A 24,616-nucleotide genomic window follows, 5' to 3' on the forward strand; every position below is an offset into this window, starting at 1 on the left:
CGTTCATTACATCCCACTGTCAACACTGCGAGAGAGGAACCGATGTCACTCGTCGAGACGTCCGCGGCCGTCGCTCTCGACGTCACAGCGGTCGCGCTGCTTGGCTGGACGCTCTGGCTCGCCGTCCAGTCACGGGACCGGCCCAGCGCACCCCCGTTTATCCTCATACTGACACTCCTGACGGTTCTCGGGGGCCTCTCGGTACTGGCGGAACTGCCGGGGACGTCGGCGGTTCCGGCGCTGGCGACGATCATTGACATCGGCCAGTTCGGCGTCGGGATCGTCGTTCCGGGCGTCTGGGTCGTGTACGCGCTCAGCTACACCGGTCGGGGAACCGGCCTCACGCGGCGGCGCATCGCCATGTTTCTCGGCATGGCGGTCCCGGTTGCGCTGAGCGCTCTCGTCGTCGCCGTTCGGCCCCCGACCACCGTCGGCGAGCAACTGCTCGCATCGTTTATCGGGACGGAGATCATGCTGTTGCTAGGACTGTTCACGTACGGCACCTATCTCCTGGTCGGCCACGGGTGGAACCACGCCCGCATCTCGAGGTGGCAGGTCGCGATCGTGATCGCCGCGATCGCGGCGCCGTATCTCGCCGGCGGGAGCGGGAGTAGCGGCCCCGTTGCGGACGGTGTCACGGTTGGCCTCCTCGTCTCCGGCGGGCTGCTCACAGTCGCAGTGCGGCAGTATCCGGTGATGACCGGCTTTCCCAAGGCGGAGTACGTCGCCCGAACTCGCGTCGTCGAGGCGCTCCAGGAGGCGGTCATCGTACTCGACTGGGAGGACCACGTCCTCGACGCGAACGCGACGACTGCGGAGTTGTTCGGTCAGTCCCCGCAATCGATGATCGGTGACCCGCTCCGTTCGATCACCACCGGGCTCGAGGGGACCGACCTCTCTGCGGGTGCGACGGGAACGATCCCGCTCCAGACGACGAAGGGACGCCGACGGTTCCAGTTCAGCGTCTCGGCGGTCGACGACGCCGAAGCCGATACCGATGGCGGGGCCGGTCCGGTTGCGAGAACCGTACTGTTACGTGACGTGACCGACCGCCAGACGCGCGAACAGCGACTGGCTGTACTCAATCGCGTCCTCCGGCACAACGTTCGGAACGAACTGGACGTCGTTCTCGCGTACGCCGACCGTATCGATGACGAAGACGTGCGGGACGGAATTCGTGACAGTGCGACCGACCTCGTCGAACTCAGCAGCAAGGCCCGGGCGGCCGAGGACGTGATGACCGCCAGCGCGGGGTCGCCTGAGCCGGTCGATCTCGCTGCCGTCGCACGGGAAGTCGTCGAGGAGTACCGAACTGCCAACCGCCCGTGTGAAATTTCGTTGTCCTGTCCCGGCGAGATACTCGTCTCGTCGCATCGATCCGTCGTCCGGCGCGTGCTGTCGGAACTCGTCGATAACGCGATCACGCACGCGGACCGCTCGCCCCGGATCGAGATCACGGCTCGAGCGAGTCCCGACGGTACCGCCGAACTCGTCGTCGCGGACGACGGACCGGGGATTCCGGCTCGAGAGCGAAAAATACTGGATAACGGAACGGAGACGCAACTCGAACACGGGAGCGGTATCGGACTCTGGTTCGTCAACTGGGCCGTCACGCAACTGGGCGGGGACCTCTCTTTCCGTGAAAACGAGCCGACGGGGAGCGTTGTGACTGTTCGTCTATACGACACCGAATATACGTCGTGATCGGACTGAAAAGACGAGTGTCGGCGGACGGATGGCGTGTCAACTGGCGGTAGCTATCGCTCCGGTATTGCGGAGCGACAGGGGTCTGGCGAGCGGGATCGCCTTCCTCACTGGACTGTCGTCTGGTCACCTCGTTCGGCTTCGGCGTCACTGATAATCTTGTACACGTGCAGCGGAACGATGACGATACCCAGCAACAGGTAATTCAGCGTGAGGAAGTTGATCACTGCTAGCTTCGTCCGGCCGACGTAGTAGTACGCGGCCGGAGAGAGGACGAACGCTAACAGGATTGCCACGGGTGTGGACTTGTCTGCGAGTGGCTGTACCTGTCGGCTGTCGTCGTCAGCGGGGGACCTATTCGTCGCCATGGCTATCAGAGGAATCGATCGAGCGGCGCCGATAGAGCGCGTATCCGAGTGCGGTCGTGACCGCAACGATGCTCGCTATCCTCGTTTTTCTCACCTCCATGTTCGAACAATGGGACGGGAATCAAATAGGCCCCGAGCCAGTGTCTCAGCCCGGGAAACACCGGTGGGTTTCGAAGCATCAGATTTGTTAGAACCCATGAGGAGGTGAAAATCCCTCACCTCCTTATTACAGGCTAAGAATGAAATTTATAGGCTGAACAGGCGCAATACCACGCCCTTCAGGCCGTGGATACGCGTCGTCACTCTGGGAAACGTCCCACCGTTCAAACGCCCGCCGTGAGTTTTCCACAGTGACGTTTAAGTGACAGACCGCCCTACTGAGGAGCAGGAATCGGTCGGAACGGAGCGGATTCCGAACCGTCCTTCGGAGGCGGCCTGTCCGCCCACGTAACGAGGCAGTGTCCGGAAAGGGCAGTCGGTGAACGCACATTCCAGAAGAGTGTGTCCGTGCCGACTGCTCAAAGCGAGCATCACGATACCCCCGACTCTGCTGACGCCTGCCGGCGTCCCCGTGGCAAAAACAACACTGGGACGCCGTACACGGTTGAGGATAGGGGTAACGGCGGTTTGGCACCGCCAGCAGTCCACCAGTCCGACGTTGTGGGACTACCCGCGCCCGAAAGGACTGGTAGTCCGGTGACTGGACTGCAGACCTGAAACTCCCACCGCTCGGGATTCCTCCGCGTTCACGCGGAGGAGGATGTCAATGCTGAAAATGCGATTCAGTCTGTGGTGACTCTTCCTGGCTTCCGAGGAGCCAGTAAAGCGCCAACCCCAGTACAGCTTCGAGCGGCCCAATGAAAACTGCACCAAGAAGAAACAGAAAATACGCCGAGAGACCATGGTTGGAACGGCTGGTATCCATCTCGGTCTCGTATTCCGTTGATTCCACAAAAAGTTCTGCGCTCAGTTCGAAGACGGAGGTACCGAAAGGACGAGATCCGAGAATTGGACCAGAGTCGGACAGGAGCGCGTGAATCAGCGGTAAGTACAGGGAATACGCCAATCACATCATACAGGATGAAAGCGAATTCACTCGGTTTCTTACAACAGCTATAATCCCATACAGAGCTAGTAGCCTACATAGTGAATTATTCAGAGTCGATCCAGAATCAGTATGACTGGTCGAATACCGCACCGAGTCAAGCAATTGTGGAGGCTATCGCAGCCATAGAAAACGTTGATCCAATCGCTCTCTCGGTAGAAAAGGGCTGGACCCTGCACGATACTGTCGATCCGGAAGCGCTTGATACACTCCTGAATGAGGGGAGTCTCGTCTCGGTTTCATTCACCATTGGTTCCTATAAGATCCAAATCGAGGGAAAGACCTTACAAATCTGCTTTAACTGAGATTTCCGGCACTAGCTTCACAATCAGTTCGCAGCCCTACGTAACGGCTATTTCATCGAGAACAGTGCCTAATAAATGGGTTTCAGCAGAGCCGAACGCTTGCGACCGCGCACGAGGAACGACGGTGACGGCAGACAGCGTCGCTGGGACAGAAACGGAACTGTTTCGGAGCGAGAGACACCGCAACTGGGTTCTTGCTTCCGTGGCCACAGGGACTGTCCATGGAGGCGTCGAACTACGATATCAAGGGGCTCGACCTCTCGGCCGACCAGTACACCGTCGAACAGAACCTGATACGGAACGAGTACAGGGCCCTTGACGACCGCGGTAACACGGTCCTCGAGGGGAAGCAAAAGACGTTCAAACTCAAAGAGGAGTTCCCGTTCGTCGATGCGGACGGCGACGACGTGTTCACCGTGACGGCACAGCAGATCCGGGACTACGAGGGTCAGTACGTTCTCACGGACGCTCGGAGCGGCGAGGACGTCGTCGTTCTCGACCACGAGTACTCGCTCCTCGAGCAGATCATGGGAGCGACCTGGACGATCCGTGACCCCGAAACCGACGCCGAGCTGGCGGCGATCACGTCTCGGAAGTTCGTCGGTCTGTTCCGGACAGGGCTCTTGGGGAACCTGATCCCACACCACTACGAAATCACCGACGCCGACGGCGGCCACGTGGGTTCGATCTCGGGGCAGCTCTCGATGAAAGATCGGTACGACATCGAGATCGACGACGCCAGTTCCGTGCCGCGGGTCCCAGTCGTGGCCGCCGCGATGGTCATCGACGCGATCGAGGGGCACTGAGTTCGAACCATGGAACGGAACGACGCCTCGAGTGACGGCATTCGCCGCCGAGATCGCAGTCGGGAACGGACGCCTCGGGACGGCACCCACACCAGACGGGCGGCTCTCGCTGCGAGCGCAACGGCGCTACTGACGGCGGTAGCCGGCTGTACGACCGCAATGGACTTCATCGGAGACCGGTTGCTCGAACAGGTCAACGTGTTCAACGAAACCGACCGACGAGTCGCCGGTTCCATCGCCGTCGGCGACCCCGCCGGTGAAACGGTTCTCGACGAGACGTTCGACCTCGCTCCGTCGGAGTCGGGGAACGACAACGAAGGGTCGGCCTCCGGAGACGACGAACAGTCCGTCGCAGTGTACGACGACGTGTGGGGTGATGCCGGCTCGTACGAAGTGACCGTCGAACTGACTGACACCGAAATAGACGGACGATCGCGGGCGAGCGAAACGGTGACGATTAGCGATCCCGACGAGCAGTTACTCGGTGTCGCACTCGGTTCCGAGGAGGTTGGCGAACCGATCGGCTTCCGCGTCGGCGAGAGCCTCTCCGATCTGGCGTAACGCGAACCGCTATATAAAAGCGTTCCTAGACTTACGGCTCGTGTTTAGTTTGTAGCATTCTTCCAGACGGCGAAGGCTTGAAGCCATGATTCTGCGGTTGATGGGGTAGCATGGCTGAAACAGTTTGAGAACGAAGAGGTACGGCGTTTTATATCCCTAAATAGACGTTCGACGCATTCCGATTTCCGTGCTTTTCGTATCGAAATCGGAGTCCGTGTCGACGGAGTGCTGTCTGGAGATGCTGGGCGCCATCGACGAGAAACACGGCGTCTTCGACATCGTGTTTCTCCGTGAGTTCTTGCAGAAATCGTTCAGTCAACGCGGTCGTAGTCGTCGAGAACGGCCGCATATGGAGAATTCTGTTCGTTTCAGGATCGACTGCAGCGTACAGCCAATACCGGTGATCATCGATTTGAATCACGGTCTCGTCGAGCGCAACGTGATTCGGAGTCGCGTCAGCTGCTGGCTGTAGATCGGCTTTCTACACCCAATCATGAACGGCCTTTCGCGATCGTTCGACCCGGACCTTTCGAGTCCTTGAATTGTATTCGAAAGCGATAATCCAGCAAGGTGAAGTCGAATACCGAGTTCCAGTAGTTGACGCGGTGTCCGTTCTCGCTCCACAAAACTCAAATCGATCCAGTCGCTACACCCGCTGAGCCGGTCGATTTTTAGCATAGGCACCAGAAAATCGTGCTGCCTCACTTTTCACGCTTAACGAAACACGGCCACTATCGCCGCGATTGAGTATTTCGCCTCTCGAGTAGCGACTTTCGGCAGCCAACGGAAGCGGAAGAGTGTTCCGTCCGTTGGGGACGGAATTTCTGAGCGGGTGGCCGACCGCACTACGTGGCCCAAACAAGGAGTTGTGCAACAGGGTGTTGGTTCGATAGCTCCCGGGAGAGGAGACGAAATACATTACCCTTCCAAGCGACTAGCTCGGCCGATATCACAGTCCGAACTGATCGACATGTACCAGGTTCCACGCTTTGGCAGTGCCGTGGCGTTGTTTCTCGCGGGAGTGTACTGTATCGGAACGTACATCTCGCGTGCCGTGATCGATGCCAGTGATGGCAGTCGGTGCCGGCGAGTACACCGATTACGTGGAGTCGCGGTCGTCGCGCTCGAGGACGTCCTGCTGGCGCACGAGGTGAGAAGACCGCGGATGCGACACTCGAAACGATCGTTCTACGGAGGAATCGACACACAACAAATCGCGGCAACGGCTACTAGTGACTAACGAATGTCCGACACCTCTCCGTCAGAACCCAGCTGTACACTCTGTGATCTCCCCGTCAGTGGGAGTGACATCGTAGCGGACGGCAATCGGTTCTGCTGTACTGGCTGTCGAGATGTCTACGTCACCCTCGGGGACGTCGACGACATCGACGCCGACGACGTCCGCCGCGCTCGAGACGATTCACAGTCAGATCGCGAGGTCCCGTCGGATCACGACGCGACGTTTCTAGAAGTCGACGGGATGCACTGTGCGACCTGCGAGGCGTTTATCGAATCGGCTGCGACGACGATCGACGGCGTCAGTGACGCCAGCTCGAGTTACGTGACCGACACGGTTCGAATCGATCACGATCCGGACCGCGTCTCGGCGGCCGACCTCCAAGCGGAGATCAGCGGACTCGGCTATAGCGCCTACGCCCGTGACGATACGTTCAGCCGTCGGAGAGCGAATAACTGGGAGATGGGGCGAATCGCAGTCGGCGTCCTCATGGGAATGTCCGTCATGTTGCAGTACCTCGTCATCATCTACCCGACGTACTTCGGCGGCCTGTTTTACGGCGATCGGGTCACGGAGTTTTTCGAAAGCGCGCTCGCGAGTTCCGTCGCCACGCCATTCTACGTCGTCATCGCGGCGCTCACGACGATCATCCTGGGCGTGACTGGCAAGCCGATCCTCCAGGGGGCGTACGTCAGCGTGAAAACGCGGTCGCCGAACATGGATCTCCTCGTCGCGATCGCGGCCGTGAGCGCGTACCTCTACAGTACGCTCTCGATCGTGTTCGGTGGCGAACACATCTACTACGACGTGACCGTCGCGATAATCGTTATCGTCACGGTCGGCAACTATTACGAATCGTCGATCAAGCAGGAGGCGACCGAGCGCCTCTCCGACCTGACCTCCATCCAGGTCAACGAAGCCCGTCGCGTTCGCGAAGACGGTGAGGCAGAAGCGGTCGCAGTCGAGGACCTCGAGGTCGATGATCGCGTGTTGGTCCGGTCCGGGGAACGAGTCCCCGTCGACGGGACGGTCGTCGACGGTGACGCAGCCGTCGACGAGGCGGTCGTCACCGGTGAGTCCCTTCCCGCTCGGAAGACCGCGGGCGATACCGTCGTCGGCGGCTCGATGGTGACGGACGGCGCGGTGACCGTCCGCGTCGGAGCGGAGGCGACGAGTAGCCTCGATCGGATCACCGAACTCGTCTGGGACCTGCAAAGCGGCTCTCATGGGATTCAGAAACTCGCGGACAAACTGGCGACGATCTTCGTGCCGGTCGTTCTCGCTCTCGCAGTCGTCGTTACGGGCGTGAATCTCCTTCTCGGGAACGGCGTTTCCGCCCTTCTCGTCGGGCTCACGGTGTTGATCGTTTCCTGTCCCTGTGCGCTCGGGCTGGCGACGCCGCTCGCAGTCGCCGCAGGGGTCCGCGACGCGTTGGAACGCTCGATCGTCGTCTTCGACGATAGCATCTTCGAGCGAATCCGCGACGCGGAGACCGTCATCTTCGACAAGACCGGCACACTGACGACGGGTGAAATGACCGTCACCGAGACCGACCTCGAGACGGCGTTGCTCGAGAAAGCGGCACTTCTCGAGCAGCGCTCGTCACATCCGGTCGGTGAAGCGATCGCCGCCGTGCGACCGGTGCCCGACGGTGGATCGGTCGAGTCCGGGTCGGACGCCGATTCACCGGCCGATCGCGTCGATTCCTTCGAGAGCTATCGGAACGGCGTCGCGGGTATCGTCGACGGAGACGAGATCATCGTCGGCCACCCAGACCTGTTCCGCGATCACGACTGGGACGTTCCCGCGAACATCACCGATCGAATTGCGAACAGCCGTGAAACCGGGCGGATTCCGGTCGCCGTCGGTCGCAACGGGACCGCTGCGGGCGTCGTCGTCGTCGGTGACGAGTTGCGACCGAACTGGGACGAGACGGTGGCATCGATCTCGGACGACGGGAAGGACGTCATCGTCCTCACCGGCGACGACGCCCGAGCGGCACAGCAGTTTCGGGATCACGCTGCCGTCGACGACGTGTTTGCGGGCGTTCCGCCGGAAGGAAAGGCCGAGACCGTCACGCGATTCAACGAGACGGGACGGACGGTGATGGTCGGCGATGGAACCAACGACGCACCGGCGCTGGCCGCGGCCGATCTCGGCATCGCTCTAGGCGGTGGGACTGCGATGGCCGCTGACGCCGCTGACGTCGCCCTCGTCGATGACGACCTCGCGTCCGTCGGGACGGTCTTCGAACTCGCTCGAGCGACGAATCGCCGTGTGAAAGGCAATATCGCGTGGGCGTTTTGCTACAACGCCATCGCGATCCCGCTTGCCATGCTCGGTCTGTTGAACCCGCTCTTTGCAGCGCTTGCGATGGGCGGGAGCAGTCTGCTGGTCGTCGTGAATTCGACTCGTCCACTACTGTCCGACGAGGATACCGCCTGAGTTCCGGCCTACTCCTGTGTTACCGTTTAGCTATGGTCGCTGTAGCGGTCGTCCGGAACGTCCGCAACGGGGACTTCGATCTCGTTCGTTCGCATAAACGGCGGCGTCCACGGATCGTTGTACTGGAGCAACGCCGGCTCGCCGTCCGTCTCGAGATCTCGTCGTGTGAGTTCCTCACGGAGCCGCTCCCGTTCCCGACGGACGCGCTCGTCCGTTGCGTACCACGAGAACCGGCGGACTGCGACCGTCCGCGGCGGTTCGACGACGAGTCGAACGTCGGCATCGGTCGGCGTCGGCGCGGTTTCGGACGTGTACGTCTGCGGGAGGTAGAACGCCATCATCACGTCACCCCCGTCGGACCCCGTTCGCACGGGCGCGGTCATCGGAATCGCGGTACCGCGGACCGCCACCGGCGCGGTCATCGACAACTCCTCGCGGCGCGCGTTCGCGCCCGAGATGTAGCGAAAGAGACGTCCGAACGCCGTCCGCGCATCCCCTGCCGTCGTTTCGGCGACAATCGTCCTGGGATAGCGACGGATCTCAACGCCGTCGAAGCGGTCCAGCGTTTCCGACGGGACGCGTTCGGTCGTTCGATCGACGTACACGCCCCACCCGATCCACAAGACGAGCAGGCCGCCGATACCGAGTAGCGCCTTTCGTGCCGATCGCATAGGACCCGTACACCGTACCGGTCAATAGTCCCATGGGGTAGCTTCGAGGCATTTCACATCGGTCGTCGATCGCGCCGACCGTCTCGACGTGACGCCGTGTACCCGATGCGGGACGACGACGGTTCGCTCGGATATACAACCCTCGAGACGATCGTCCGAGGAGGTCACTGCCGTTGGCGGTGGCTTCCCAACTACCGGACTCGTCACTCGAGTTACCGAACCTATCGGCAACCCGATGCGCATCGATAGACTCGTACGGATCGCTACCGTCTCGGACGAGCCGACTTCGGTTTCGGAGAGGTGACTCACAGCGTCCGACGAGGGGGAAGTGAGTGTTTGGGAAGCCGAGGGGCCCCTCGCTCCCTTACCGCCGCTCTTCCGCCCTTCGAACCCGGGTGATGGGTATATACCGAAAGGACGACTCCGTTCGGTATGGCCGATCGAATCCTCGTCCCATACGACGGATCACCACGGGCAACAGACGCACTCGAGTTGGCCTTCGACGAGTTTCCGGAGGCAACGGTCATAGCGCTGTATGTCATCGAAGTCCCGAACGGACGCTGGGCACAAATCGTCGGTCCCGAACTGCAACTACCCGTTACTGAGCGAGCGCAGGAATACGCGGATGACGTCCTCGAGTCCGCGACTGAAATCGCAACCGAGCGCGGTCGCGGTCTCGAAACGAACGTCGTCACGGGTGAGCCCGATCACCGTATCGTCGCACAGGCCGAAGGAGAATCGGTCGACCTGATAGTCATCGGAAGCCACAGTCAGGAGAGACTGTCGCGCATCCTGCTCGGAAGCATCGCGGAGAGGGTCGCTCGCCGATCACCGGTGCCCGTTCTCATAGCACGATAGCTGCCGAATCGTCTGCCTGTTCTAAAATTGCACTATATTGTATAGAATGCGAAAGTCACATATGAGGGAATCCCGACATCTACTTTGAGTGCGGGACGAGAGGAGGCGAAGACACCGCACTCTGTCAGAGGCATACCCACGTTCGGTCCGAGATCACACGCTCCGGCGGTCCGTGTCCCGGATTGGGTCCACCAGTATCCGAGCCCCTCGTGACGAAGCCACCGCTCCAAGTACTACCTTCGTGGCGTGACGCAGTGAACCGCCTCGGGGTCAAGCCCCGAGGCTTCTTCCCGTGGTTTAATCAGATACTTCCACCTGACCATCGGCAGGGTAGCCTCGAACGGTCGGGTGGGTCACGGTCGGGCTGTCCACAAGCCCCGATGCCTGCCGTCGCACCTTCCGAACAACGGGAAGGCTGTTGAGAGCAGGCACATTCCAATCCATATACTTCTCGATGCCTTTCACGGCGATATTGACGCTTGCACTACGGTCGCTGTGGTCTTGATGATCACAAGACTTGCACTTGAATCGCTTCTTCCGCCGATTCGCCCGTTCAGCGTGCCCACACAACGGGCACCGTTGGCTCGTCTTGTACGGGTCAATCGATTCCGAGGGGATTCCCTCGAACGCAGCCTTGTACGACGTATAGAACTGGAGAGCGCGGAACGGGAGGTAGTGCAAGCGTCGGTTCATCCGCGTGCCGTAGTCGATACTGTCGCGCATCTCTTTGAGGTCTTCAAAGACGATGCACGGCTTCTCAAACTGCTGACTCCACTCCACGATATGACGGCTCACTTTGTGGAGTCGGTCGCGGACGAACCGTTCCTCACGCCCTTCCAGCGTGTCGTGGATGCTGCTCTTCCCCGCGTTCTGCACGCGCTTCCGCATCGTGAAATAGCGGTGGCGCTCGAACTTGATTTCGGGGAAGTCGATAACCAACGTATCCTCGACGCCATCCTCGGAAAGTGAAGTGAGAGCTATGTTGTCCTCGTTCACATCGACGCCGATAACCGTCCGAGAGTCCTGCTTGTCTCGCACAGTACGTTCGGTGTTGCGAATATTGACGTGAAGTTCAGGTTCTCCCCCGCGCCACAGGGCTTCACTGGTCGTGACTTTCCACTCATCGCTCGTCAGTGCGTTCTTGAGCAAATCAAGGTGGGCGTCACTACCTTTGAGGATGCCTTTGACGTGGTTGTAGGGTTTCGCGCTGATGCGAAACGCCACTTCACCATCATCGGTGAGCGACAGGTTGTAGCCTTCTTCGTAGTTGGCTCGAAGTGGGTACGCGCCATCTTTGGTGTGGCTGGGAATGTTGTAGTCGTCGTAGTCGTAGTAATTCTCCATCGCTTCCAAGGCTTTGGCGACGATGCGTTGAGTTGTGTTCTTGATGAGGTCGGCCTCGTCTTCGAGGCGAGGAGAAATATCGTCCCAGTCCACACCTTCTTTGGCAAGGCGGATGGTTTCATTGTACACCCAGCGGGCTTCGAGGGTGGCGTCTTTGAGCAGACTCTCGTTGTCACTCTGGATGTCGAGTTGGAAATCCAGAGTCTTCACGAGAGTCGGCTCTTCGGTTGTCATTCTTCGACTTGTTCGGTGGGTTCTGAGGTACGAACGACTTTCACGTCTGCGCCACGCCAGCGTTTTGGGACGGTGACGTGGGCACTGTTCCCGAACGGTTTGACCTCTCCGTCGAGAACTTCTTCGCCGTCGATTTCAAATCGATTCGTCATACCTGAGTATATCCATTAGATATACCTAAGTGTGTCGGTGTGGTATGTCCAATATGGGGGAGAAACGGTCAAATCACACGGTGTACAACGTCAACTATCACTTCGTGTGGTGTCCGAAGTACCGCCACGCGATACTGGAGCCAATTGAGGATTCGTTGGACGAGTGTTTCCAGAAGGTATGTGATGAGTACGGCTATGACCTACAATCGTTGCATATATCTCCTGACCACGTACACGTGTTCCTGTCCACGCATCCGAAACACGCACCGAGCAAGATTGTGCGAACGGTCAAGAGCATCACAGCGCGAGAGATGTGGGAGCAACACGAACCGTTTCTGGAACAGTATTTGTGGGGTGGTGGGTTTTGGGAAGAGTCGTACTACGTTGGGACGGCAGGCACAGTGTCGAGCGAGACGATTGAACAGTATATTGAGCGAACGGAACACGTTTAGCTGAGCTTACGCCTTCACCCTCGGGGTCAAGCCCCGAGGCACTCGGCCTGTCTTTTGTGTAGAACTTCCGTCATGGTTTGGCCCACCAGTACACGAGTAGCCAAACGACCATGCTGGCAACCATGGTGGACAGCATCATGAGGGCAACGATGGCAAGCATCGTCGCAACCGGATCAGTGGGCAAGCAAGGCGATATCCCGGATGAAGAAGAGGCAAATCCCAGAAATACTACCGTATTGGTCCGATTCCATACCGTGTGTGTACTCGTGACATGACTATCAAAGAGCGAGGGAACCACTGCTACTCCAGTTCCGAAATCATGTCGAAACTGTGATTAGATTGGTAATCGACTGGCCGAGATCGGTGTTCGTCCCACACAGTCGATTTTTCTCTGCATTCTCGTTGGTCCGGGAACTGTTCTTCCGCTGGTAGATCTGCTATTGCATGCGATGGATGGTGGGGAACCCCGTTCGTCGACTTTTTCCTCAGTGAATCAACCAGTAACCTCATAGGAGCTAATTTAAATTTAGTTGATGATAGGGGATTTCATTGCCGCTCATTCGTACCGATCCGCATGTCTAGATAATGATTACCAAGGGGGAGACAGTCATTGAGTCGTGTTATCTCTCTCCCCGCAAATTGTTTAGTTGAGCCGCTTATAGAGACTACATCGACTTTGAAGCAATGACATACTATGCAATGATAACATGACAAAGACAGAAGACGTGCTGTTGTTCGGTGTGCTTGCACTCGTCTGGGGAACGGCGTTCACAGCGATCGAGGTCGGACTCGAAACGCTCCCACCGCTTCTCTTCGCAGCGGCCCGACTAGATATTGCTGCGGTCATTTTTGTCGGCGCGGTGCTACTCGGCCGGCTTCGGTGGCGTCCCCGGACGAAAGCCGACCTCGCTCTTATCCTCTCGAACGGCATCCTCGTCATCGGAGCGCACTTCGCGTTCTCGTTCATCGGCCAGAGCTACGTCACGAGCGGTGTCGCTGCGATCGTCCTCAGTTTCACACCGATTATCACGCCGATCATCGCCATTCGAGTCCTCTCGACGGAACGGATCTACGTCACGGATGTCGTCGGGCTCTGTGCTGGACTCGCCGGCGTAATCGCGATTGCAATTGCCGGTGGGTCCGTTGATGGACAGCTCCTCGGCATCGGGCTTCTCTTGGCGTCCGCAGTCGTCTTCGCGCTCGGCTCCGTCCTGACCGAACGCTGGTCGGCAGACCTCCCAACGATGGCACTCCATGCGTGGGCGATGGGTACCGGTGCAGTGTTCCTCCACGTGACGGCGTACGCTTATTCTGGAGCAACGCTCCGAAACGTAACGTGGACGCCGTCGGCAGCCGCTGCGCTCACATACCTCGGGGTCTTCGCGACAGCGGGCGGCTTCCTCCTGTATTTCACGTTGCTAGAGAGAACCGGCGCAACGAACATTAGCCTCATCAACTACGCAACACCGATCGTCGCGACGGTCTTCGGCGCAGCCCTGCTCGGGGAGGGAATCACGATGGCGACCGTCGCCGGATTCGCGCTCATCGTCGTCGGATTCGCGCTTTGTAACATCCGGCCGCTCTGGCGGCTGACCCGGGCCACTTCGAACACGGCTGACCACGATCGGTTGCTCGAACGCGATGAAGTCCGTATCCAAGGGAACGTGTACAAGACGGAAACCGACTCCCAGACCTCACTGCAACCAGGCGATTGACCGCTGTTTAGTAGTCCGCTCGAGACCCGCTGAACTAACGAAGTAGACAAAAAGCAGCAACGCGGTTCCGGCGTCAGGGCTTATATAAGGTAGTCAGATAATGTTGACTCAGATACGATGGTTATGCTGCTAACTGTCGTCGGTATCGGTGTCGCGATATTCGTCGGGTTCAACATCGGAGGGTCATCAACGGGCGTGGCGTTCGGTCCGGCAGTGGGCTCGCGCTTGGTCCGAAAGACGACCGCTGGCGCGTTGTTCGTCGCCTTCGGCTTTATCGGTGCGTGGACCGTCGGTCGGAACGTCATCGCGACGATGAGTAGCAGTATCGTGCCGGCAACCCAGTTCACGCCCGCTGCAAGCGTCGCCGTCCTGTTTTTCACGGGCGCGTCGTTGTTCGTGTCCAATCTCTATGGCGTTCCAGCTTCGACCTCGATGACGGCTGTCGGGGCGATCGTCGGATTGGGTCTCGCATCCGACACTCTCAATCGGGCGCTGATGTTCGTTATCGTCTCGGCGTGGATCGTCGCACCCCTGTCGTGTTTCCTCATCGGGGCCGTAGTCGGACGCTACATCTACCCGTATCTCGACCGTTACATCGCGTTTACGAAATTCGATCTCCATTTCGTCCAGCTTGACCGGTCGGGGACAGTTCCACGTCCGTATTTAAATAAGAACGCATCACCACAGGACATCGTCGGGTCACTCTCGGTGGTCGTCATCGCCTGTTATATGGCGTTCTCGGCGGGGGCGTCGAACGCGGCGAACGCAGTGGCTCCCCTCGTCGGTTCGGGGGGATCGCTCACTGTCAATCAGGGCGTCCTGCTTGCGGTGGCAGCCTTCGGGTTGGGCAGTTTTACTATCGCCCGTCGCACGCTGGAGACGGTCGGGGACGATATTACGGAACTACCGATCCTCGCATCACTGATCGTTTCCGTCGTCGGTGGGACAGTGATCACGATCCTCTCCTATTTCGGGATTCCCGCGAGTCTCGCGGTGAGTACGACATCGACGATTATTGGGCTCGGATGGGGTCGAGCGAGTCGGGCGGCGACACTGGTGGAGTTGGCAATCCCAACACCCGAGCGGCCGGAAGTAGACGTCGCAACAGGGGCATTGGTCACCTCCCGCGCCGAGGAGGCTCCTGCTGGCCCGACCATCGGGGACATCGCTCGCCAGGAGAAGCCGGCAGAGAAACCAGCGGACGTCCCAGACGTACCGGATGTCGGCGCGGAAGGACCGGCTGATCTCGACGAGCGGAGCCTCTTCGATCCGAGCGCGGCCAAGCGCATCGTCACGATGTGGGTGTTGACGCCGGCACTGGCGATTGCCACCTCGTACCCGGTGTTCGTGTTCCTGCTGTGAGTGGCACTCACCGAGACACCGTCCACCACATGGAACGGAGCCGGTCCAGTGGGGTGTCGAACGAGTCGGTATTCGGACTCTATGTCAGTTCGTCGCTAGCCGCAACGGGGATTTCACCGGCACGGCCCAGTGCCCTCGACCGTCCCGTCGATTGTGATATCAGCCGCCGTTAGCCCCAGTCCGGCCCTCAGTCGAATCGGGTCTGCTTGAGGATACGTCCTACAGTCCTCGGAGACCGACCGGGCCGCCGACGTCATCGTCCTCGACGTAGAGGAGGTCTACTGGAACACGAAAGCCGACTCGAAGACCGCGGATGACCTCGAGAGCGCGTTGGAGGATGCCGACTCGGCTGGCGAGTTGGGGTTCCACTCAAGCGTCACATCAGGTAATGGCGACCGGCTCGAGCCCGACTCGAGCGTTGACGTTGAGGTGGTTCACCCGGACGCGCCCGTCGAAAGTGATGCGGACGCCGAATTGGTCGCCCTGACCGTCGAGGCCCAGGAGAAACGCTTCCACATCGCGAGCGACGCTCGTGACCCGTCCAACGTGAAGGCGGATGGCGACGTAGACGTTCTCACGCTCCAACACCACGGCGCCGCACCGACTACTGAGTGGCCGAATATGAACAGTCCCAGCTGGATCAGCGGTATGGGTCCGCCGGAACACGTCGTCGTGCCAGCAAACTATTCGAAGCAGCATCCGACCTCAGAGGCGGTGGCCAACGTCGACGAAGTCAGCGACACGCCTAACTTCTACATCACGAGCGAGCACGAGTCCGGCGGGGCGGTCACGTTCGTGGTCCAAGACGAGGACCTGTCGGTGGAGTACGACGATGGCAAGTCGACGGATCCGGGCGACTGGGTGGAGGGCGCGGGTGGCGTCCCGCGGCTCCGGCCGCCCGCACAGTCGGTCTCTGCCGCCGCGGCTGGCCCGCTCCTCGCAGGCTGAGGACGCCGGTTCCTCCACCGGACTGAATAGATAGGGCCGTTCCCAGCTCAATTTTCGTTTTCACCTCGGACAGCATTTATACTACCGACCGATCTAACCCCCCTGTATGGGCAACATCGAGTCTAAGACGTTCATCGTCGACCGTTTTGAGTTCATCCAGACGTGGATGGAGTGTGTGATGTACGATCCGGGTGACGAGCGGTATCCAGACGTCCTCCTGCACAGTTGCGGTCACCCGTGTCTCCCGTTCGACGCCCGCTACCAGAGTTCTCATGTGACGCTCGACTTCTCGATATCACGCGAGCCGACTGGCGTCGGTATCGACATCGGGCCCGCTCGGTCCGTGACGGAGTTCGAAACGACGTTCGAACGACAGTCCGACAAGCACTACGCTGCAGCGTGTATGGGCGCGGAGGGATACGAGTACGACCTCAGCCTCGAGAGCGAGTGCCTCCCGTCCTGGGTCGCAGAGAGCGACGAGGTGACCGGGTACGCCACCGTCGAACTCACCTACGACGAGGAATTGACGAAATCCAAACAACGGCTCAGTGACGAGGAGATCGAACGCAAGCGCGAGGAGTTCCGGGCGCTCTTCGACGACTGGGACTTGGAGTACGGCCCGGACGCGACGCCGCGTCCGTGACGGATCCTTGATCGTCAACCTCCCCTCCGGTCCAGTCCGTTGAGGGCGCGGGTGGCGTCCCGCGGCTCCGGCCGCCCGCACAGTCGGTCTCTGCCGCCGCGGCTGGCCCGCCCCTTGCGAGTTGAGGAAGTCACTTATTCTCTCTGTCCGATGCATTCCTTTTCGGCGTGAACAGAATCTCTAAGAATAGTCGGATTGATTGTTTCATATGGGCAACATCGAGCCGAGACCATTCATCATCGACGAGTTCGAGGTTCTCCAGTCGTGGATCGTGTGTCGGATGTACGACCCGAGTGACGAGCGATACCCCGATGTCGTACTGATGCACTGTGGGCACCCATGTCTCCCGTTCGACGCTCGGTATCGATGGTCGCACGTGACGTTTGGCGTCTCGTTCTCCCGTTTCCCGACCGAGACGACCGCCGACGTCGGTCCGACCCGGTCAGTAGCCGAATTCGAGACGAAGTTCGAAGAGTTATCTGGCGAAGCATACAACGTAGCGTGTATGGGTGGCGAGGGGTACGAGTACTATTTCACTGTCGAGAGCGACTGTCTGCCGGGCTGGATCATCGAGAGTGATGACGTGACCAGCTACGCGACCGTCGAACTCACCTACGACGAGGAACTGACGAAAGCGGAAGAGGAGTTCAGTGACGAGGAAATCGAACGCAGGCGCGAGGAGTTCCGAGCGCATTTCGACGACTGGGACCTGGAGTACGGCCCGGACGCGACGCCGCGTCCGTGACAGTTCCCTGATCGTCAACCTCTCCTCCGGTCCAGTCCGTTGAGGGCGCAGATGGCGTCCCGGTACTCCGGCCACCGCTCAGTCAGTCTCTGCCGCCGCGGCTGGCCCGCTCCTCGTGGGCTGAGAACACCGCTTGGAACCCCCTGTCCGACGCGTTCCGTTTCCGCGTAAACAGAATCCCTACGAACGGTCGGATTGGAACTGCCTAGTTGAGCCAGTTTGAGAAGTGAGCAGGTCGTTGAGTTAATCGACCAAGATGCTCACAGACCTGATCAGAGAGCTATGCGGCGGATTTAGAAGAATCTCGGGAGAACGAGCGGGGTAGTGTTTAGTTAAGCGTGAAAAGTGAGGCGTGCTGATTTCCAGCTGGTTCATGGCAGAAATCGCGCGCTTCAGCGGTAGTAGCGGCTGGATTGATTTGGATTTTGTGGAGCGTGAGCGGACACCGCGTCAACTGATGGAGTTGGGTATTCGGCTCCATCTGTCCGAATTATTGCTTTCGAATACCGTTCGAGAATTGGACAAGTTCGGTGTCCACCGATCGCGAAAGGCCGTTCACGATTGGATACACAAGTGTGATCTACTGCCCGCCACTGATGCGTCACCGAATCACGTTGCGCTCGACGAGACGGTGATTCGGATCGACAATCAACAGTACTGGCTGTATGCTGCTGTCGCTCCCAAATCGAACGAACTGCTCCATATACGGCTATTTTCGACAACTACGACCGCTCTTACAGAGCTATTTTTACAGGAACTGACCGAGAAACACGACGTCGAGAACGCTGTGTTTCTCGTCGATGGAGCAAAACATCTCCAGACTGCACTCCGTCGATCTGGGCTCCGATTTCGATACGAAAAACATGGAAATCGGAACGCTGCTGAACGTGTCTTTCGAGAAATAAAACGCCGCACCTCTTCGTTCTCAAACTGCTTTAGTCACACAAAACCGTCAACAGCTGAATCCTGGCTCCAAGCCTTCGCAGTCTGTCACAATGCTACAAACTAAACACGACCCCGCTCACGCTCCCAACATTCATCAAATTCCGCCGCATAGCTCTCGCTGAGCAGGTCTGTGAGTATCATTCTATACCAACTCTACGACCTGCTCACTTCTCAAACCACGCTAACTAGACGGTGCCGCGAACAGGGATTGGAATGCAGCGTGGAACATTCTTTCTCGCGGTATCAAGCAAGTAGGAGCCGGACGCTCCGAATCAACGTCCTCAGAATCGCACGGCGATTCTGATGGGCTGCGAAAATCGCTTCACGATTTTCGAACGCCTGTGGAGACTGCGCTCCCTACGGGAACCACTTCGGTTCCTGCAAAGCGCGTCGTTGAAGCAGGAACCCCCATCTGCTCACGGGCGCGAAGCGCCCGTTCGCATGGTCCGTGAGACCGGAGGTCTCACGCTACCCTCAAGGAGCGAACGGCGTCAGCCGTGAGCGAGTAGGGTGGGGTAGTTCACTCGGTTGACTCGTCAAGCGACCGCATTACGCTTCGAAGATCGGTTCCCCGTTTATGAAGTTGTCTGACTCGAAGCCGGAAAACAGCATAGCCGGCGAGTATGTAGATAGCGATGACACCAATCATTGCTGGCAGCCTGAGGCTGGTAACCCCAATGAGGACAACTGAACTGAGTGCGCCCCCGATTGCGACAGTCCGAAGCACGAGTGGAGACAGCGTAATGTCGGCGCTCGAATATCGGTCAGGAAAGACTGCGGGCAGTCGCCAGAGTGCAATCGCGTTGAGACAGTTCACGGTAAGAACCGCAATAGCGAGAAAAATCGAGAGATAAACTGGTGACGGCTGGAGCGGTGCGAAAAGCAGAGGCGGGATTCCGAGTGTTAGAAGTGCAATGTGTGGTGTCTTGAACCGGGTATGGACTGCGGAGAATATCTTTGGAAAGATTTCATCATTCGCTGCTCGCATTAGCGCACGGGAGAAACCGGTGTAGGTGGTGCTGATCGAGGTGAGGCCACCGACGACCGCGCCAATTGCGATTAGTCCGACAAGTGGGCTGGGCAGGAATGTCCGAGCTGCCATTACGACCGCGCCCTCTCCACCACCGAGTTGTGCCCAGTTCACAGCACCGACTAGGACGGTAACTAAGCTGGCGAACAGCGTGAGCGAGATGACAGCCGCATACAACAATACTCGCGGGATCGATTTCGAGGGATTTTCAAGTTCGCCGCCGAGGTTCGCGATCATTGAGAACCCACGCAACGGGAAATACAGCGAGACGATTGCGAGTGCGAACGGTGAAATCCCATTCGGCAACAACGGAGTATAGTTGGTCGGCTCAATCTCCAGTATTCCAGGAAGGATAAACACGGTCATGCTGGTGAGTAACACGCCGACCAGAAGAGTTTGTACCCGGGCGAGGGGCCGGATACCCAAGACATTCAGCAACAGGAACGTCGTGAGGAGGATATAGGTAATAGCGAGGTCCGGGATTGCGACGAAGATACCGACGTACTCAGCGAATCCGACGCCGATGAACAGAAGTCCGGCCCACACGCCGGGAAGAATCAGCCACGGGAGCAGGAAGCCAGCAAACGGGTGGACGAGTCTGGAAGCATAAATATAGTTTCCGCCAGTCGTTGGAATCGCGCTTCCGAGTTGGTAGGTGATGGTGATGCCGAAGACTAGAGGAATCGCCGCGAGAAAGATCCCGAAAATGACGGCTGGACCAGCACTTGCGGCGAGCGGTCCTGGAAGTGTGAAGATACTGATTCCGATGACGTTCCCGACAACTAGCGCTGTCGCTCCGGCTACTGAAAGCGACCCGTGTCGAAGTCCAAACTGTTCACCGGTCATTGTCAGCGGAACCTTCGCCCCTCTGTCGCGTATTCAGCAGCAGCGGAATAGATGTTCTGTGCCATCAGATCTGTTTCTGTCTCTGCTCGCTGTTCGTACACCTCCGTGACGTTCGCTTGGACCACATCGTTATCCGGTGCGGATTCGAGCGCAAAATCAGCGAGGTGACCGGCAAGCCGGTGGTCGCCGGCTTCTGCGAGGTTCGATGCCCGGATCGCCACCTGTTCTGCGTCACCGATCAGATTTGTGAGTTCCTCGGCGAGTCCTTCTCGGGTCGCAGGTTTCAGTTCGCTCGGCCGGCCCGACCACCAGCCGCCATAGTATCGCAGGACATTTCGGACGATGAACTCTCCGTTATCATAGACCTCATCTAGCCATGGTTCTTCTGGGTTTGGCAGGTCAACCTCGTGGACGATGTCGACGTGTGGGGGTGACCCGTCGTTGAGCGCGTCAAGCGCTTGCTCGACGATCGTATCGAGATACTCCGCTCCCGAAAGGAGTCGCCGACGGATCTCGGAGGCGTCATCCACGATTGGGGCCCCGTGGCCGGGACAGAGCGTCGCAGCGTTTTTCCCGGCCATCTCCTCGAGCGTATCCGCCCACGCCCACGGATAGCGCTGGACCTTCTGTGGGTTCCCAGCGTTGGGTGCGACGCTAATAAAGAAGTCGCCGGTACACAGTACGTCCCTGTCAGGACAGTACAGCCAGCTATGGTCATCGGTCTCTCCCTTCCCGTGGTGAATCTCGAAGGTGACGTCGCCAACCTCCACCGTGAGGTCGTCACGGTACAGCGTCGTCGGCGGATGTTCCGGCCACCCGAATCGGCTTTCGTCGACTTCGTCGTTTCTCGCGGACGCAGTTCCACCAAATTGACGATTATTGATCGCTTCGTTGTGTCCTACAGTCTGCTTGTAGCGATCAAACCGGGCAGGCATCGCTTGATGAGCGATTACCTCCGGATCATCCTGTCCGTCGAGAAGGTACGCATCGAGACCGAATGCGTGGTCTAGATGGCCATGTGTGTAGATAGCGGTGTGGACCGGTGCATCCGTGTGCTGTCGGAGTAGATCAGCAAACACTTCTGATTCGTCCGCGAGACCGGTGTCGACTAGGAGGAGCCCTTCGGCCGTTTCGAAGGCCGTCACATCGCTGAATCCGGAACAGTGGTACGTCCGCTTTGCGACCTCGTTTACTTCGCTTTCCGCGACAAACATCTCGGTCTCGTATGGACTAATGCTAGTTCGTGACACACAACTGTGTGTGGTGTTCTGTGACTAACTCTGATCCCTCCGTATAGAGAGTAGTTTATATACTGGGTGATAGCATCCCCCGAACTGAAACGAAATTAGCTGAGACTATTAGACGCAGAACCAAAGTGAGATGTCATTATCTCATTGATGATGGTGTTCTCGATTCGACGCAACATATCACCAACGTTAGACGGTGTACAGTCCAATTCGCTGGCGATATCTTCGTACGTGACGCGACGTGGTTTCTGGTAGTACCCGAGCTCATAGGCCTTTTGGAGAACCTCACGTTGGCGCTCGCTCAGGTCGGTGAACAACTGCTGTGTACCGGGGTGGTAGTTACCGATGCGTTTGACTGTGACCGTAAGTTCATCTGGTGGCGACGAGAACGCCTGCTGGATGTCTTTTTCCTCCCCGATGAGCGTAATCTCCATCGTCCCATCATCCCGGATAGTAACTGGTCCGTCAATGATCAGCCCATACTCTTTCGGACCCCGGAGAAGTTCCTTGACCGTTGGCATCGGCTCGAAGTGGATGTACGCGAACACCGACTCTCTTCCCTGAACCACCTGGTAACTGGAGATGATAGCAGTTTCATCGAGAATGTCGCGGACGGTCCGTACATCGCCGACAAGTTCGTACAAGTAGATAGCCTGCCCGTCGTTGAGCAACCGCTGTGAGTGGACCGCAACGCGAGTGATGTCGTCTGCACGAGCAAATGCCTTGCCAAGCGGTTGTAGCCACCCGTCAGAATGTCGGACGCTGAACGTGGCGTATCTCATACTACCCGTTCACTCGCGGTTCCTATCAACGCTCCGGCGGTTTCGGTTCAGCGCTAGCGGCCACATGGGAGACTCATTCGCCAAGTCCGTACTGTTCGTACACCTCATCAGGCACCGCCATGTTGTTGAGCGCCTCATGCAGCAGGTCATCCATCTCCGTTTTCACCGAGGGCGATTCGGACACGATATTTTCCGACTGCGTTGGATCAGCATCGGTATCGTACAATCTGGGCTTTCGGACGAGTGACATTGAGGGATATTGCTGCTTCCAAACCGACGCATCGGTGTATGGGAGGAACTGTCCGGACTCTGCCCCTTCGTAGCCGTCTGTCGGGGTGAAGGGACTCTGTGCGCTCATCTGCATTGTTGAGTAGTTGTACAGTGGGACGTCCTCCTGGATCGGCACCATGTACGTGTGTGTCCCGTCGGTGATGTTAATATCCGAGTGCCACCAGCCGTAGAGTGCCCAGTCTCTGTGCTGAGTGGTTTCTCCCTCGATGATCGGTAGGAGACTCTTGCTGTGTGTCTCCGTATCAGTTTCAGCACCTAAAAGATCGAGGACTGTCTCGTGCAGATCAACAGCCGATGTCAGCGATTCAATGGTTGTTCCTGGCTGGTCACTATCTGGGTGCCAGACGAACAGCGGTGTCTGTGCGACGAGATCGAAGTCCGGACTCATCTTCCCTATCCAACCGTGTTCACCGAGGAGGAACCCATGATCAGACGTGATAATAACGGCTGTCTCGTTCCATAGCTCTTGTTCATCGAGTTCATTGAATACTTGGCCGAGCCAGTTGTCGGCCATCGTAACTTTTCCAGCGAACTGTGAGCGGAGGAACGCTAGTTCGCGGTCGGTGAGCGCTGCTTGGCCCTTGTCGGTCCGTCCATAATAGGGCCAGACTGGTAAGTCCGGATCACGCGGGTCTTTATCCGTATACATTGAAGCGTACGGCTCTGGACAGTGGAACGGTTCGTGTACGTCGAACTCGTCGATCCGGAGCAACCACTGATCCCAGTCGGTATTGTCGTGAAGCCAGCCAGCCGCTTTAGAGAAAACCTTCGCGGCAAAGAAGTCAGTCTGATCATCGAATCCAGCAACGTTGCGAACGTACTTCCAACGAGGTCGGTACTGTTCTAAATCGTACGGATCGCGAACGTGGTCTGGGTTAGCTGCGGGATCTGTTACTTCCGTACTGGTTTCTGCTGGATCATTATCGAGATCGTATCCGACTTGTTGTAGAAGGGTTTCATCAGCCCCGTACGGCTGCGTCTTCCAGAGGTCATCTTCGTGCCCGCGAACGAACTCGAACCCGTGATAATCCTCGTAGTAGCCACTTGATCCATGTTGGAAAAGATGGAAGTGATCGGTGATCAGTTTCGTCAATACGCCAGCGTTGCGAGCCTTTTCGGCGAGTGTCGTGTCGTATGCCTCGATTGGCCCCCAGCCACGCCACGGAAACTCCTGAATGCCGGTGTCCCACTCGCGACGAGCCGGCATACACGGGAGACTTCCGGCGTAGTGGTTATCAAAGGTGATCGCTTTCTCAGCGAACCGATCGAGATTCGGAGTTTTCACGTCCATCTCCGTGACCCAGTCGAATGGGGATTCGTAGGCACCGAGCATATCCCGTCGGAGGCTATCGATTGAGATGAACAGGACGTTCAGGTCACTCATCTCCGCTCCCCTCCGAATCCAACGTGTTCAGTAGCGTCAAGTGATCCGTGCCAGTGACTACGTCACCGTCTATGACGAAGAACGGCTCCTTGTAGCAGGTTCCACACCGCTGTAAACAGTATTGGAAATTGACTGACTGGTTGCTGTCCTTGATTGCCCGATAACTGTCGACGTCCACGTTATCGATACAACACTCTACGTCCGTGCGTGTCGTCTCCACGCCTGATTCGGCCTCGATAGCAGCTCTGTCCCCTCTGGAGACGCCTGTTCCGTCCTGTGCCATGGAGTGGAATTGAGAATCGGATGACTAACAACAATTCCTCCGTATGACCAGTCATTTAAATACGGTCTGCCATCTTGAGAGTCGGTTCGGCTTGGAAACGACTATCGACTGATTGTGAATTACCCCGCTGTCTAGGGGTATATGAGGAACTTC

22 protein-coding genes and 2 pseudogenes are annotated in these 24,616 nt (G+C 58.3%); 14 read left to right on the plus strand and 10 right to left on the minus strand.

What is annotated here, in order from left to right:
- The first annotated feature begins 42 nt into the window (after positions 1–42).
- The gene (locus ACSBP4_RS06570; protein ID WP_435551699.1) at positions 43–1,704 is read left to right on the plus strand and encodes an ATP-binding protein; all 1,662 of its coding nucleotides are present in this window, start codon (positions 43–45) and stop codon (positions 1,702–1,704) included.
- Positions 1,705–1,811: 107 nt separating this feature from the next.
- Here ACSBP4_RS06570 and ACSBP4_RS06575 read toward each other — a convergent pair whose 3' ends face one another.
- Positions 1,812–2,000, minus strand: coding sequence for a TM2 domain-containing protein (locus ACSBP4_RS06575; RefSeq protein WP_233274389.1), 189 nt, complete (start codon positions 1,998–2,000; stop codon positions 1,812–1,814).
- 1,218 nt (positions 2,001–3,218) lie between these two features.
- On the opposite strand from ACSBP4_RS06575, the gene ACSBP4_RS06580 reads away from it, so the two are divergent.
- From ACSBP4_RS06580 to ACSBP4_RS06590, 3 genes are all read left to right on the plus strand, one after another.
- Entirely contained in the window at positions 3,219–3,482 is a 264-nt protein-coding gene (locus ACSBP4_RS06580; protein ID WP_233274390.1) for a HalOD1 output domain-containing protein, read from the plus strand.
- Between the two features lie 221 nt (positions 3,483–3,703).
- Positions 3,704–4,288, plus strand: a complete 585-nt coding sequence (locus ACSBP4_RS06585; protein WP_435551700.1) for an LURP-one-related/scramblase family protein — start codon at positions 3,704–3,706, stop codon at positions 4,286–4,288.
- Positions 4,289–4,297: 9 nt separating this feature from the next.
- The gene (locus ACSBP4_RS06590; protein ID WP_435551701.1) at positions 4,298–4,849 is read left to right on the plus strand and encodes a hypothetical protein; all 552 of its coding nucleotides are present in this window, start codon (positions 4,298–4,300) and stop codon (positions 4,847–4,849) included.
- A gap of 44 nt (positions 4,850–4,893) precedes the next feature.
- Here the strand turns inward: ACSBP4_RS06590 and ACSBP4_RS06595 are convergent.
- A pseudogene (locus tag ACSBP4_RS06595) lies at positions 4,894–5,527 on the minus strand (IS6 family transposase).
- A 565-nt stretch (positions 5,528–6,092) separates the two neighbouring features.
- On the opposite strand from ACSBP4_RS06595, the gene ACSBP4_RS06600 reads away from it, so the two are divergent.
- Entirely contained in the window at positions 6,093–8,531 is a 2,439-nt protein-coding gene (locus ACSBP4_RS06600; RefSeq protein WP_435551702.1) for a heavy metal translocating P-type ATPase, read from the plus strand.
- 26 nt (positions 8,532–8,557) lie between these two features.
- Here the strand turns inward: ACSBP4_RS06600 and ACSBP4_RS06605 are convergent, their stop codons facing one another.
- Positions 8,558–9,202, minus strand: a complete 645-nt coding sequence (locus ACSBP4_RS06605; RefSeq protein ID WP_435551703.1) for an SOUL family heme-binding protein — start codon at positions 9,200–9,202, stop codon at positions 8,558–8,560.
- Between the two features lie 432 nt (positions 9,203–9,634).
- On the opposite strand from ACSBP4_RS06605, the gene ACSBP4_RS06610 reads away from it, so the two are divergent.
- Positions 9,635–10,060 carry a universal stress protein gene (locus ACSBP4_RS06610; RefSeq protein ID WP_049967064.1) on the plus strand — a complete coding sequence of 142 codons (426 nt, stop codon included), beginning with the start codon at positions 9,635–9,637 and terminating at the stop codon, positions 10,058–10,060.
- 297 nt (positions 10,061–10,357) lie between these two features.
- On the opposite strand, the gene ACSBP4_RS06615 is transcribed toward ACSBP4_RS06610, so the two are convergent.
- Both ACSBP4_RS06615 and ACSBP4_RS06620 read right to left on the minus strand, forming a co-directional pair.
- The gene (locus ACSBP4_RS06615) at positions 10,358–11,638 is read right to left on the minus strand and encodes an RNA-guided endonuclease TnpB family protein (protein ID WP_049967065.1); all 1,281 of its coding nucleotides are present in this window, start codon (positions 11,636–11,638) and stop codon (positions 10,358–10,360) included.
- Positions 11,635–11,790, minus strand: a complete 156-nt coding sequence (locus ACSBP4_RS06620; RefSeq protein WP_084158357.1) for a DUF2080 family transposase-associated protein — start codon at positions 11,788–11,790, stop codon at positions 11,635–11,637. The genes ACSBP4_RS06615 and ACSBP4_RS06620 overlap by 4 nt, the downstream gene beginning before the upstream one ends.
- Positions 11,791–11,843: 53 nt before the next feature.
- Here ACSBP4_RS06620 and tnpA point away from each other — a divergent pair, with 53 nt between their 5' ends.
- From tnpA to ACSBP4_RS06660, 8 genes and pseudogenes are all read left to right on the plus strand, one after another.
- Positions 11,844–12,242 (plus strand): IS200/IS605 family transposase, encoded by a 399-nt coding sequence (gene tnpA / locus ACSBP4_RS06625; protein ID WP_049967156.1) that lies wholly within the window; start codon positions 11,844–11,846, stop codon positions 12,240–12,242.
- Between the two features lie 707 nt (positions 12,243–12,949).
- Entirely contained in the window at positions 12,950–13,957 is a 1,008-nt protein-coding gene (locus tag ACSBP4_RS06630) for a DMT family transporter (protein WP_049905435.1), read from the plus strand.
- A 117-nt stretch (positions 13,958–14,074) separates the two neighbouring features.
- Positions 14,075–15,319, plus strand: a complete 1,245-nt coding sequence (locus tag ACSBP4_RS06635; protein ID WP_049905436.1) for an inorganic phosphate transporter — start codon at positions 14,075–14,077, stop codon at positions 15,317–15,319.
- Between the two features lie 330 nt (positions 15,320–15,649).
- Positions 15,650–16,267: a hypothetical protein gene (locus tag ACSBP4_RS06640; RefSeq protein ID WP_435551704.1), complete on the plus strand. Its 618-nt coding sequence runs from the start codon at positions 15,650–15,652 to the stop codon at positions 16,265–16,267.
- 106 nt (positions 16,268–16,373) lie between these two features.
- Entirely contained in the window at positions 16,374–16,910 is a 537-nt protein-coding gene (locus ACSBP4_RS06645; RefSeq protein WP_373633582.1) for a hypothetical protein, read from the plus strand.
- Between the two features lie 505 nt (positions 16,911–17,415).
- Positions 17,416–17,655, plus strand: coding sequence for a hypothetical protein (locus ACSBP4_RS06650; RefSeq protein WP_435551705.1), 240 nt, complete (start codon positions 17,416–17,418; stop codon positions 17,653–17,655).
- A 373-nt stretch (positions 17,656–18,028) separates the two neighbouring features.
- Positions 18,029–18,664, plus strand: coding sequence for an IS6 family transposase (locus ACSBP4_RS06655; RefSeq protein ID WP_435551706.1), 636 nt, complete (start codon positions 18,029–18,031; stop codon positions 18,662–18,664).
- 133 nt (positions 18,665–18,797) lie between these two features.
- Positions 18,798–19,052: pseudogene (locus ACSBP4_RS06660) on the plus strand (RNA-guided endonuclease TnpB family protein); the annotation flags it as partial.
- Between the two features lie 68 nt (positions 19,053–19,120).
- Here the strand turns inward: ACSBP4_RS06660 and ACSBP4_RS06665 are convergent.
- The 5 genes from ACSBP4_RS06665 to ACSBP4_RS06685 form a co-directional block, all read right to left on the minus strand.
- Complete coding sequence (locus ACSBP4_RS06665) at positions 19,121–20,476, minus strand: APC family permease (protein ID WP_435551707.1); 1,356 nt, start codon at positions 20,474–20,476, stop codon at positions 19,121–19,123.
- A 2-nt stretch (positions 20,477–20,478) separates the two neighbouring features.
- Positions 20,479–21,690 carry an alkyl sulfatase dimerization domain-containing protein gene (locus tag ACSBP4_RS06670; protein ID WP_435551708.1) on the minus strand — a complete coding sequence of 404 codons (1,212 nt, stop codon included), beginning with the start codon at positions 21,688–21,690 and terminating at the stop codon, positions 20,479–20,481.
- Positions 21,691–21,821: 131 nt separating this feature from the next.
- Positions 21,822–22,505 (minus strand): helix-turn-helix domain-containing protein, encoded by a 684-nt coding sequence (locus ACSBP4_RS06675; protein WP_435551709.1) that lies wholly within the window; start codon positions 22,503–22,505, stop codon positions 21,822–21,824.
- A gap of 73 nt (positions 22,506–22,578) precedes the next feature.
- Positions 22,579–24,180: a sulfatase gene (locus ACSBP4_RS06680; protein WP_435551710.1), complete on the minus strand. Its 1,602-nt coding sequence runs from the start codon at positions 24,178–24,180 to the stop codon at positions 22,579–22,581.
- On the minus strand, positions 24,173–24,463 hold the full coding sequence (locus tag ACSBP4_RS06685) for a DUF1450 domain-containing protein (protein ID WP_435551711.1): 291 nt from the start codon (positions 24,461–24,463) through the stop codon (positions 24,173–24,175). Before ACSBP4_RS06685 ends, ACSBP4_RS06680 begins: the two co-directional genes overlap by 8 nt.
- Positions 24,464–24,616: the final 153 nt, after the last annotated feature.

The sequence above is a fragment of the Natrinema sp. CGMCC1.2065 genome (assembly GCF_051225675.1).
Classification (GTDB): Archaea; Halobacteriota; Halobacteria; order Halobacteriales; family Natrialbaceae; genus Natrinema; species Natrinema thermotolerans.